The 11,984-nt window shown below is 64.9% G+C and carries 7 protein-coding genes and 1 pseudogene; 7 read left to right on the top strand and 1 reads right to left on the bottom strand.

Annotated features, from left to right (window positions below; genetic code table 11):
- Positions 1-28 precede the first annotated feature (28 nt).
- Positions 29-2,506 carry a ribonuclease E/G gene (locus IVB36_RS02480; RefSeq protein ID WP_346731034.1) on the bottom strand — a complete coding sequence of 826 codons (2,478 nt, stop codon included), beginning with the start codon at positions 2,504-2,506 and terminating at the stop codon, positions 29-31.
- On the opposite strand from IVB36_RS02480, the gene IVB36_RS40325 reads away from it, so the two are divergent.
- From IVB36_RS40325 to IVB36_RS02510, 7 genes and pseudogenes are all read left to right on the top strand, one after another.
- A complete protein-coding gene (locus IVB36_RS40325; protein ID WP_346283658.1) occupies positions 2,447-3,190 on the top strand; it encodes a hypothetical protein in 744 nt (247 codons plus the stop codon). The two genes, IVB36_RS02480 and IVB36_RS40325, sit on opposite strands and share 60 nt — an antisense overlap.
- A 616-nt stretch (positions 3,191-3,806) precedes the next feature.
- The gene (locus IVB36_RS02485) at positions 3,807-5,099 is read left to right on the top strand and encodes an N-acetylmuramoyl-L-alanine amidase (protein ID WP_204511084.1); all 1,293 of its coding nucleotides are present in this window, start codon (positions 3,807-3,809) and stop codon (positions 5,097-5,099) included.
- Between the two features lie 273 nt (positions 5,100-5,372).
- A complete protein-coding gene (locus IVB36_RS02490; RefSeq protein ID WP_247390490.1) occupies positions 5,373-7,880 on the top strand; it encodes a penicillin-binding protein 1A in 2,508 nt (835 codons plus the stop codon).
- Between the two features lie 111 nt (positions 7,881-7,991).
- Positions 7,992-9,123, top strand: a protein-coding gene (gene prfB / locus IVB36_RS02495; RefSeq protein ID WP_143273426.1) for a peptide chain release factor 2 whose coding sequence is annotated in 2 segments (ribosomal slippage) — positions 7,992-8,060 and positions 8,062-9,123 — 1,131 coding nt in all. Because the reading frame shifts where the segments join, the coding sequence is not laid out codon by codon here.
- Positions 9,123-10,004: an NAD(P)-dependent oxidoreductase gene (locus IVB36_RS02500; protein ID WP_247390492.1), complete on the top strand. Its 882-nt coding sequence runs from the start codon at positions 9,123-9,125 to the stop codon at positions 10,002-10,004. The genes prfB and IVB36_RS02500 overlap by 1 nt, the downstream gene beginning before the upstream one ends.
- 13 nt (positions 10,005-10,017) lie before the next feature.
- Positions 10,018-10,893, top strand: coding sequence for a DMT family transporter (locus tag IVB36_RS02505; RefSeq protein WP_247390495.1), 876 nt, complete (start codon positions 10,018-10,020; stop codon positions 10,891-10,893).
- A 79-nt stretch (positions 10,894-10,972) separates the two neighbouring features.
- A pseudogene (locus IVB36_RS02510) lies at positions 10,973-11,885 on the top strand (DMT family transporter).
- The last annotated feature ends 99 nt before the right edge of the window (positions 11,886-11,984 follow it).

Raw genomic sequence — 11,984 nt, forward strand, 5'->3', positions numbered from 1 at the left:
GCCGGGCGGTTTCAACTATCTTGTTGCTCTATTCGCCGCCGCCGAAGCGGCGGGACCACCAGCCGGCACGACGCGGTGCGGGCGAGGTTTCGCTTGCCGCTGCGGGCGCGGGCTCCGGAGCGGGGGCGGGTGGGGCAACCGGCTCGGCCGCCTGTGCAATCGGTGTCGGTTCACTCTGGCTGCTCGACAGGAAGCTCACCTTTTCCCGAACCGTCGAGCGGCGTCGTGCGGCCTTGTCGTCGGCGTGCTCTTCGTCCGCGGCAGCAGGAGGCGGCTCAGGCTGGGCCGCTGCCTCGATCTTTGCCTCGGCGCGCGGCTCAGGCTGGTTGACCTGGGGTTCAGAGGTGTGCTCGGCCTGCGCGATCGAGGGCGCAGCCTCGCTGCCAAAACCGTCGAAATCGGCGACTGCGTCGGTCGCTTCCGACGGTGCATTGGCAGCGAGCTCGTCGCTGATGGAGCCGGCGAGACCTTCCTCTCCAGGACCGCGACGGCGGCGTCCGCCACGGCGACCACGCCGGCGACGGCGGTCGGCGCTGCCCTGCTGCTCGCCACGGGCTGCCTGTTCCTCGCCTTCCTCGCCGTCCGGCTCGGCCTCGGCATCCTCTTCGCCTTCGCCGGCTGCCATGGCCGTCTCGGCAATAACGGGAGCGCCATCCTCGCGCGTCTCCTCGTCGCGCGGGCCACCGCGACCGCGGCGGCGACGGCGACGCTTGCGGCGCTGGCCGTCCTGCTCGGTAACGGCGTCGCCTGCGGTCTGCTCCTCGGCGAGACCTTCAGTCTCCTCGGTCTCGACCTCGGATTCGGTCTCCGGATCGAACTCCTCGTCGTCATAGGCCTCTTCGACCAGGGGCGGCGGGCTTGCGGCCGCCTGCGCCGCCAGCAGAGCCTTGGCGGCTTCCAGCGTATGCACCTGCTCGCCGCGGTCGATGACATAGGCCTGCGGTCCGCTGACGCTCGGGTCGGCGATGACCGACAGCGTGACCTTGAAGCCGTTCTCAAGGTCGCGCAGATGGCCGCGCTTGTGGTTCAGCACATAGAGCGCGACGTCGGTGCGGGTGCGGACCACGAGGTTGTGGGTTGCGCCCTTCATCAGGATCTCTTCGAGGCCGCGCAGCAATTGGAGCGCAACCGAGGACACCGAGCGGACATGGCCGGTGCCACCGCAATGCGTGCAGGGATCGGTCGAGGATTCCAGCACGCTAGCGCGGATGCGCTGGCGTGACATCTCGAGCAGGCCGAAATGCGAGATGCGTCCGACCTGGATCCGCGCGCGGTCCTGCCGGAGGCAATCGGACAGCTTGCGTTCGACCGCGCGGTTGTTGCGCTTCTCGTCCATGTCGATGAAGTCGATGACGATCAGGCCGGCGAGGTCGCGCAACCGAAGCTGACGCGCAACCTCCTCGGAGGCCTCGAGATTGGTCTTGAGCGCGGTATCTTCGATATGATGCTCGCGCGTCGAACGGCCGGAGTTGACGTCGATCGAGACCAGCGCTTCGGTCTGGTTGATCACGATGTAGCCGCCGGAGCGCAACTGTACGGTCGGCGAGAACATCGCATCCAGCTGGCTTTCGACGCCCATCCGCGAGAACAGCGGCTGGCCGTCGCGATACTGTCTCACCGCGCTCACATTGGCGGGCATCAGCATCTTCATGAAGTCGCGCGCTTCGCGGTAGCCGGCATCGCCCGCCACCTGGATCTCGTCGATCTCCTTGTTGTAGAGGTCGCGCAGCGAGCGCTTGATCAGCGAGCCTTCCTCGTAGACGAGGGTCGGGGCCTGCGACTTCAGCGTCATGTCGCGCACCGTCTCCCACATGCGGATCAGGTACTCGAAATCGCGCTTGATCTCGGGCTTGGTGCGGGCGGCACCCGCCGTGCGCAGAATGATCCCCATGCCCTCGGGCACGTCGAGATCCTGCACCACTTCCTTCAGGCGCGAACGGTCCTGCGCGCTCGTGATCTTGCGGCTGATGCCGCCGCCGCGCGCGGTGTTCGGCATCAAGACGGCATAACGGCCGGCGAGTGAGAGGTAGGTCGTCAGCGCCGCGCCCTTGTTGCCGCGCTCTTCCTTGACGACCTGCACCAGCATCACCTGGCGACGCTTGATGACTTCCTGGATCTTGTACTGGCGGCGGGGACGGAAGGTGCGCTCCGGCACTTCCTCCAGCACATCGTCGCCGCCGACGGATTCAACGACGTCCTCTTCGGCTTCCTCGTCGTCCTCGTCTTCGTCGTCATCCTCGGCCGTCGCTTCGGAGTCGTGATGCGGAGCCTGCGCACTCTCGCCCGCGGCGTACACGGCGTCGGCAGGCTCAGCAGCCGATGTCACGGCCTCGGCAAGATCGTCGGCGTGTGCGTCGGAGGCAAACTCCTGCGGCTCGGCAACGGCCTCGGTGGCGACCGCGGGCTCGGCGCCGATCGCTGCGACAGGCGCCGGTGTCTCGTCGGCATGATCATGGTCGTGATGATCGTGCTCGCCATCATGATCGTGGTCGTGATGTTCGTGCACGTGATGATCGTCACCATGGGCATGATGATGGTCGTCGTGGTCATGCCCCTCGTGGTCATGTGCTTCGTGGCCGTGATGATCGTGGCCTTCGTGCTCGCCGTGATGCTCTGCGTCGGCGTGCAGGTGCTCGCCCTCGTGCGAAGCGCCCTCAGGCAGGGCCTCGCCCTGGACCTGCCGGGCCGCGGGATCGCCTTCGACGACCTCGCTGCGGACGCGCTCGCCATGGCTACGGCGGCGGGAATTGCGGTGGCGGGAGCGGCGGCGGCCCTGGGAGCGGTTCTCGCTCTCTTCCTCGGCCTCGCGATGGGCCTGCTCCTCGGCTTCGATCAGCGCCTGCCGGTCGGCAACCGGGATCTGGTAGTAGTCGGGATGGATTTCGCTGAAGGCGAGGAAGCCGTGGCGGTTGCCGCCATATTCGACGAAAGCGGCCTGGAGCGAGGGTTCGACCCTTGTGACCTTGGCGAGGTAGATATTCCCGCGCAGTTGCTTGCGTTGCGCGGTCTCGAAATCAAACTCTTCGACGCGATTGCCGCGGACCACGACGACCCGGGTCTCTTCCGGGTGGGTGGCATCGATCAACATCTTGTTGGGCATGTCTTAACTCTTGGCGGCGGCGGGCGCGATTCACCGTGGGCGCCATCAGCGCTGCCGGGTGACGCGACGGTCCACCTGATTCGGGGGTGAGGGGAAGGCCGAAACACCGTCTCTCGCGCCTTGCCGAACCGAAAGCCGGAGGACCGAAGCGGCGCGCGGAATTGTCACTCCGCAGCGTCGCGAATGGTCCTTCAGAATTGGTCGGCACAGTCTGGCGCATCAAGCGTCGGCCCGTATGAAACATTGGGCGGCGGGGCCGCCCCTCAATCAGTTGCTGTTGGCCAGGCATGGCGCGAGCGCGCTCGCCTTGGGGTATTACGAACCGCTCCCTTGGGATTAAGGGACCGGGTAACGGGTTGCGCCGCTGTCAGAACCGTCCCGGAAACGTGTTGGTAACCGAGGACCGTTCCGCCGCCGGGGCTTGCCCCGCTCCACCTTGCTGCCGCGCACCGCGCTGGACTTAGAGGGGAACGGAAAAACGCTGGAATTCCCAAACCTTGAGAGTTCCGGCGCTGCACCGGGAGGCTGAATGCGACACAACCGGAAATATCGGCCGTCAGCATTCCGTACATACGTGGATTGGGCCATCCGTGCAAGGAGCGTCGCACGGCGGTCACAGTCAGCGAGTTTCGCGTGTCCGTCATTAAGGATCGTTTAACCCTGTGGTTCTATTGCGTTAAAGAGGCTGCTCGGAGGCACGGAATCGGTGGCGAGCCGCGCAAATCAAAGGATCCTGCTGGGATGCGTGCTGCTCTGCGCGGCGGCATTGCCGTGTGCTGATTCCTCGCGCCTGAAGGCCGCGGAAAGTCAGCCTCAACTCCCTGTTGCATCAGCGAATTTCCCAACGGCCTCGGCCGCCCGACTGGCCGGGGACGGCAGGCAGACTCGCTTTGTCCTCGACATCGATCAGACCGTTAGCTTCCGCGCAGTCACTCTGGCCGACCCGTATCGGGTGGTGGTTGACGTTCCCCAGGTCAATTTTCAACTTCCCGCCGGGACCGGGTCCGGCGGACGCGGACTGGTCAAGGCCTTCCGCTATGGGCTGGTGATGCCCGGCGGCTCCCGAATCGTGTTCGACCTGACGGGCCCGGCCAAGATCGCCAATTCCTACGTGGTGGAGGCTGCCAACGGCCAGCCGGCGCGGCTGGTGCTCGAAATGGAGGAGGTCGAGCGCACCGCCTTCGTGCCGTCGCTGGCTCCGGAAAACCGTCCTGAGCTGCGGCCGGCTATTGCCGATCCGCCGCCCGCGACGGTTCCCGCATCTGCCCACCCTGAAGCCGGCCAGAAGGCCGATGGCCGCGCGGTGGTCGTCATCGATCCCGGCCATGGCGGCATCGACAACGGCACGCAGTCGAGCGGCGAGAGCGAGAAGAATCTGGTGCTGGCCTTTGGCCTGGCGCTGCGCGAACGGCTGGAAAAGACCGGCAAATATCGCGTGGTGATGACACGTGACGACGACACCTTCATCCCGCTCAACGACCGGGTCAAAGTCGCCCGCAACCTCAAGGCGGCGTTGTTCGTCTCGATCCATGCCGACGCGCTGCCGCGCGCCGAGGGCGATGCGCAGGGCGCGACCATCTACACGTTGTCCGACAAGGCCTCCGACGCCGAGGCGCAGCGGCTGGCGGATGCGGAAAACCGGGCGGACGCCATCGCCGGCTTCAACCTCGCGGAGGAGCCGACCGATGTCGCCGACATCCTGATCGATCTCACCCAGCGGGAAACCCGTACCTTTTCAAGCCGTTTTGCCCGCCTGTTGATGGGCGAAATGAAGTCGACGGTGCGGATGCACAAGCATCCCCTGAAGTCAGCCGGCTTCCGGGTGCTGAAGGCCCCCGACGTGCCGTCGGTCCTGGTGGAGATCGGCTATGTCTCCAACAAGGGCGACCTCGAGCATCTGGTCTCCGAGGGATGGCGGTCGCGTGCCGTGGGCTCGATGGCGCAGGCGATCGATGGATTTTTGGCCAAACGGATGGCCACGGCCGGATCGTCGAATTGACGACCGGGGGATCGTCATATTGACGACCCGGGGATCGTCGAATTGAGAGTGATTTTCCGTCCCGCCGCAAAAGCCCTAGTTTGGCCACAGCGGGCGCTTTATAAAAACGCCGCAGGGGGTTCCGGAATCGGCGAGAATCCCGCTCGGCAAGCGCCTTGAGTCCGGCACTAATAGTATTGAGTAAAGCCGGTGAATTCGCGATGGTTTGGTGCCTGTTTCTGGTGCCAGGGCTGATCTTTGGGCTGATCCAGAGTTTGAACGGATAAACAGATAATGCGCTTGCTGGTGCGGTTCATGGGCTTCCTGTTCGCCGCGGGAACGGTGTTGTTCCTTGTGGGGGTCGGTGCCATCGCAGGCCTGATCTGGCATTTCTCCAAGGACTTGCCCGACTACTCTCAGCTTCAGGATTACGAGCCGCCGGTGATGACCCGCGTGCACGCGACCGACGGCTCGCTGCTCGGCGAATACGCCAAGGAGCGGCGGCTGTACCTGCCGATCCAGGCGGTGCCGAAACTCGTGATCAACGCCTTCCTCGCGGCCGAGGACAAGAATTTCTACGAGCATGGTGGCATCGACTACACCGGCATGGCGCGCGCCGGCGTGGTCTACATCCAGAACTACGGCTCCAACCGCCGTCCGCAGGGCGCTTCCACGATCACCCAGCAGGTCGCCAAGAACTTCCTTCTGACCAACGAGGTCTCCTTCGCGCGCAAGATCAAGGAAGCCTTGCTGGCGATGCGGATCGAGAAGACCTACTCGAAGGACAAGATCCTCGAGCTGTATCTGAATGAAATCTATCTGGGCTTAGGTGCCTACGGAATCGCGGCTGCGTCGCTGGTTTATTTCGACAAGTCGGTGAATGAGCTGACGGTCGCGGAAGCGTCCTATCTCGCGGCGCTGCCGAAGATGCCCGCGACGCTGCATCCTGTCCGCAACCGCGACCGCGCCATCGAGCGCCGCAACTACGTGATCGATCGTCTGGTTGAGAACGGCTGGGTCAAGCAGGCCGACGCCGACAAGGCGCGGAAGGAGCCGCTGGCCGTTACCAGCCGTTCCAACGGCGCCCACACCTTCGCCGGCGAATATTTCGCCGAGGAAGTGCGCCGCGACATCTTCGAGCGCTATGGCGAGAAGAAGCTGTATGAGGGCGGCCTTTCGGTCCGCACCACGCTCGATCCCAAGATTCAGGTCATGGCGCGCAAGACCATGGTCGCCGGTCTCGTCAACTATGACGAGCAGCAGGGCTATCGCGGCGCAATCAGCAAGCTCGACATTTCGGGCGACTGGGGCGTGAAGCTCGCCGAAATCAAGTCTCTGTCCGATATTTCGCCGTGGCGCATGGCGGTGGTGCTGGAGACCAGCGACCAGTCGGCGCGCATCGGCTTCCAGCCGAGCCGCGAACTCGGCGGCGCCGTGAGCAAGCAGCGCGAGACCGGCCTCATCACGCTGGACGGTATCAAATGGGCAAGAGCGGCCTCGGGGGCTGCGAAGGGCAGGGCGGCGAGTGCGGTGTCGCAGGTGCTCCAGCCCGGCGACGTGATCTACGCCGATCCGCTGTACAAGGACGCCCAGCCTGTCGAAGGGCAGTACCGGCTGCGCCAGATCCCGGAAGTGTCCGGCGCGATGGTGGTGATGGACCCCTGGACCGGTCGCGTGCTGGCGATGGTCGGCGGCTTCTCGTTCGACCAGAGCCAGTTCAACCGCGCCACGCAGGCCTATCGGCAGCCCGGTTCGTCGTTCAAGCCGATCGTCTATTCGGCTGCGCTCGACAACGGCTATACGCCTTCGACTGTCGTGCTCGACGCCCCGATCGAAATCGATCAAGGCCAGGGCGCGGGCGTGTGGCGGCCTGAAAACTTCTCCTCGGGCAAATTCCAGGGGCCGGTGACGCTGCGCAACGCATTGCGGCAGTCGCTCAACACGGTGACGGTGCGCCTCGCCCAGGACATCGGCATGCCCTTGATCGGCGAATATGCCCGCCGCTTCGGTGTCTATGACGAACTGCCGAACTATCTGTCCTACGCGCTCGGCGCCGGCGAGACCACGGCGATGCGCATGGTCACGGCCTATTCGATGCTCGCCAATGGCGGCCGCCGGGTGAAGCCGACCCTGATCGACCGCATCCAGGATCGCTACGGCCACACCATCTTCAAGCACGACCAGCGCGAATGCCGTGGCTGTGACGCGCCCGGCGGCTGGAAGAACCAGAACGAGCCGCAGCTGATCGACCGCCGCGAGCAGGTGCTGGATTCCATGACCGCCTATCAGATCACCGAGCTGATGGAAGGCGTGGTCCAGGCCGGTACCGCGACCGTGGTCAAGCAGGTCGGCAAGCCGATCGCCGGCAAGACCGGCACCACCAACGAGGCCAAGGACGCCTGGTTCGTCGGCTTCTCGCCCGACGTCGCCGTTGCCATCTATATGGGCTATGACAAACCGCGTCCGCTCGGCAAGGGCAACGCCGCGACCGGCGGCCATCTCGCAGCTCCCATCGCACGCGACTTCCTCCAGCTCGCGCTCGCCGACAAGCCCGCGGTCCCGTTCAAGGTGCCGGCCGGCATCAAGCTGGTGCGGGTCGTCGCCAAGTCCGGCATGCGCGCCGGTCCGGGCGAGACCGGCGGAACCATTCTCGAAGCCTTCAAGCCGGGCACGGCGCCGCCGGATAACTACTCCGTCATCGGCGTTGCCGATGCCGATGGGCGAGGCGGCGTGCCGGCGTCGCAGCAGCAGCAGCCGGATTCCGGTTTCTTCATGCGGCCGGGCACCGGCGGGCTGTACTAAGGCTTAGGACAAGACAGACGTTCGTCGCCGCGGCGGTTGCGCTTTGCAGCCGCCGCCGCTACATCCCGTTGTCATTAGACGCGGAAAAATTCCGCGAGACCAGAGAACCACATGCGCGCCGAAATCGAACGGTTGGTAGAAGAGATCAAGCAGTCTGTCGGGCTGCTGAGGAGGCATCTTTGACGTCGAGAAATCGACGGCGCGCCTCGCTGAGCTGAACAAGCTCGCAGAAGATCCCAATCTCTGGAACGATCCCCAGAAAGCCCAGAAATTGATGCAGGAGCGCACCTCGCTTGAGGATGCGCTCTCCGGCATCGGCAAGGTCGAGCAGGAGCTCGAAGACGACATCGGCATGATCGAGCTCGGCGAAGCCGAGGGCGATGAGGGCGTTGTCAAGGAAGCCGAAGCCGCGCTCAAGACCCTCAAGAAGGAAGTCGCCCGGCGCGAGCTCGAGGCGTTGCTGTCGGGCGAGGCGGATAGTTTCGATTCCTATCTCGAAGTGCATGCCGGCGCCGGTGGCACCGAAAGCCAGGACTGGGCCCAGATGCTGCTTCGCATGTACTCGCGCTGGGCCGAAACCCACGGCTTCAAGGTCGAGGTGCTGGAAGAGTCCGAGGGCGAAGAGGCCGGCATCAAGTCCGCGACCATCCAGGTCTCCGGCCACAATGCCTATGGCTGGCTGAAGACCGAGGCGGGCGTGCACCGCCTGGTGCGGATCTCGCCGTTCGATTCCAACGCGCGGCGGCACACCTCGTTCTCGTCCGTCGCTGTGTTTCCGGTGATCGACGACACCATCAAGATCGACATCAAGGAATCCGACGTCCGCGTCGACACCATGCGCTCCGGTGGTGCCGGCGGCCAGCACGTCAACAAGACCGAGTCCGCGGTGCGGCTGACGCATATCCCGACCGGTGTCGCCGTGGTCTGCCAGGCCGGCCGCTCGCAGCACAAGAACAAGGCGCAGGCGTGGGACATGCTCCGCGCGCGGCTTTACCAGATCGAGCTGAAGCGGCGCGAAGAGAAGGCCGCCGCCGACCAGGCCGCCAAAACCGACATCGGCTGGGGCCACCAGATCCGCTCCTACGTGCTCCAGCCCTACCAGATGGTGAAGGACCTGCGCACGGGTGTGCAGACCTCCGACACATCAGGCGTGCTCGGTGGCGATCTCGACGACTTCATGGCCGCGACCCTGGCGCAGCGCGCCTTCGGCACTCCCGGCGCCGACATCGAGGACGTCGACTGATGCCCCGGATCGCCTTCATCGGGCTTGGGCGGATGGGCCATGGCATGGCCGGCCGCTATCTCGATGCTGGCTTCACGGTGACGCTGTGGAATCGCAGTAAAACAAAAGCGGAAGACCTGATCGCGCGCGGCGCGCTCTGGGCGACCTCGCCTGAGGACGCGGCGATCGACGCCGACGCCGTCGTGACCATGGTCGCCGATGATGAGGCCTCGCGTGCGGTCTGGCTCGGGCCCGAGGGCGCAGCCAAGACCGCGAAGGCCGGCACCATTGCGATCGAATGCTCCACCGTCTCCTATGACCATGCGCGCGAGATGGGCCGCGAGATGAACGCTCGCGGGCTGATCTATATCGATTGCCCCGTGACGGGATTGCCGGATGCGGCCGCGAGCGGAAGGCTGACGTTGCTCGTTGGTGCCGATGCCGCCGATCTCGAACGCGCGCGGCCTTATCTGACGCCGATCGGCTCGAGCATCCGCCATTTCGGCGCGGTCGGCTCCGGCACGGTCTACAAGCTGATCAACAATCTGATGGGCGCGATCCAGATCGCCGGCCTCGCCGAGGGGCTTGCCATTGCCGAGCAGGCCGGGCTCGACATGAACCTCGTGCTGGAGTCGATTCAGGCTGGCGTGGCCGCGAGCCCGCAGGTGCAGCGTCATTCCAAGCGCATGGTCTCCCGCGATTTCTCCGGCGCGACATTCACGGCAGCGCTGCGGCACAAGGATGCCGCCTACGCGGTGAAGCTCGCCGAGAGCCTGCTGGCCGACAAGCCGCTGGTCGCGCGCGCCGCGGTGGAAGCCTACGCGCAAGCGAAGGCCGCGATGCCTGACGAAGACGAAGGCAAGATGATCGAACTGGTGTCGCGGCCGAAGAAACCGTCCTAGCGGCCGCATCGACATGGGGCAGCCTCGTTCGGAACGCTGTCTCGGCATTGCCCTCGTCATATCAGCTGCGATTGCCTGGAGCACGGCGCCGTTCTTCACACGTCTGTTGCCGTTCGATCCCTGGACCATTCTGTTCTGGCGCGGCGTGTTCGGCGGCAGTCTGATCTCGGTGTTTCTCGTCGTGATGCAGGGACGCGGCGCGCTGCGGCAATTGGTGGCGCCGGGACGCGGCGGCTTGCTCGTCGCCTCATTGTCCACGCTCGGCATGGTTTCCTTCATCCCCGCGCTCCAGATGACCAAGGTGATGAATGTGGCTGTGCTGATCTCCACGCAGCCGTTCGTGGCCGCGGCGCTGGCGTGGCTGTGGCTTGGCGAAGCCGTAACATGGCGTACCCTGATCGCGAGCCTCGTTGCCTTTGGCGGCGTCGCCATCACGGTCGGAGGCATCGAAGCCGGGGCTGATGTTGGAGGCGTGGCGCTGAGCTGCCTCATGGTACTCGCCATCTCGGCGATGACGGTTGTGATCCGACGCTACCGGGAGACATCGATGGTGGCAGCGGCGGCGTTGTCGAATTTCCTGGGAAGCCTCGTCAGCCTTCCGTTTGCGCACGACCTCGTCCATATCGACAGCGCCAACCTCGCGATCCTCGCGATGTTCGGCTGCTTTCAGGTGGCGCTGGGGCTGACATTCTACATGCTCGGCTCGCGCCTCCTGCCGTCGAGCCAGGCTTCCCTGATTGCGACGCTGGAAACGCCGCTGATGCCGTTCTGGATCTGGATTGCCTTTCGGGAGGTACCTGCCGTCCACGCCCTTGTTGGCGGTGTTCTGGTCGTTGGGGCGGTGGTTGCGGATATCGCGGTTGACGCGCGAAGTCGCGATCGATCCTGAATCTCGCCTTTTACCCGGAAATCGGGTGGCAATTCTGGTCGCGCAGTCCTAGCAGGTCGGACCATCGCTGTGAGACGCCATGTCCCCGATCGACAACCGTATCGACGCGCGCGACTGGTCGCTGCTCGCTGTGCTCTCGGCGCTCTGGGGCGGCTCGTTCTTCTTCAACGGCGCGGCGCTGCGGGAATTGCCGCCGCTCACGCTGGTGTTTATGCGCGTTGCACTTGGTTCAGCCCTTCTGCTGCCGCTGCTCCGTTTTCAGGGCATCGCCTTTCCCAAGGGCATCGCCGGCTGGAAACCATTCGTCGCGATGGGGCTCCTCAACAACGTCATCCCGTTCTCGCTGATCGTGATCGGCCAGACTTTCATTCCAAGCGGGCTGGCGTCGGTCCTGAATGCCACCACGCCGCTGTTCACGGTGATCGTGATGGCCGCGGCGGGCGAAGAGGCTTTGCGGCTGCGGCGCGTCGTCGGCGTGGCACTGGGTCTCGCCGGCGTGATCATCCTGCGCGGATGGGGCGTCGAGACACGGGCGGGGCAGGGGCTCGGCATCCTGCTCTGTCTCGGTGGCGCCTTGAGCTATGGCTTTGCCGCGCTGGCGGCGCGGCGGTTGTTGAAGGACGCAGCCCCGCTGGGGACGGCCGCGTTTCAACTGATGGCTTCCACGGTGATGATGGCGATCGTCGCTGGCGCAATGGAGCAGCCGTGGCGTTTCCCGATGCCGGGCGTGACGATTTGGCTGGCGGTGCTTGGCCTTGCCGGGTTGTCGACGGCGCTCGCCTATATCGTCTTCTTCCAGATCCTGCGGCGCTCGGGCGCGACCAATGTGATGCTAGTGACGCTTCTCATTCCCGTCACCGCCATTCTTCTGGGATGGCTGGTGCTGGGCGAGCCGATCTCCATGCGCGAGATCGCGGGAGCGATCGTGATCGGCAGCGCATTACTGGTGATCGATGGGGCGCGTTCTGAACCTGCTGCGGCGCGGCACATAGTTCTGGAACGCTCGTTTCATCTCACGGAAAATCGTGGCGCTTGCCAGCAGAGAGCCACCTTGCGACACTCTCGGCAAAACAAGACTATAAAACACAGGG

This window comes from Bradyrhizobium sp. 35, assembly GCF_023073215.1.
Taxonomy (GTDB): domain Bacteria; phylum Pseudomonadota; class Alphaproteobacteria; order Rhizobiales; family Xanthobacteraceae; genus Bradyrhizobium; species Bradyrhizobium canariense_D.

Bases quoted from the DNA above. Each gene is read 5' to 3' on its own strand.
- IVB36_RS02500 (WP_247390492.1), top strand. From the start codon at position 9,123: ATGCCCCGGATCGCCTTCATCGGGCTTGGGCGGATGGGCCATGGCATG.
- IVB36_RS40325 (WP_346283658.1), top strand. From the start codon at position 2,447: ATGATCATGGTCGTGATGATCGTGCTCGCCATCATGATCGTGGTCGTG.
- IVB36_RS02490 (WP_247390490.1), top strand. From the start codon at position 5,373: ATGCGCTTGCTGGTGCGGTTCATGGGCTTCCTGTTCGCCGCGGGAACG.
- IVB36_RS02505 (WP_247390495.1), top strand. From the start codon at position 10,018: ATGGGGCAGCCTCGTTCGGAACGCTGTCTCGGCATTGCCCTCGTCATA.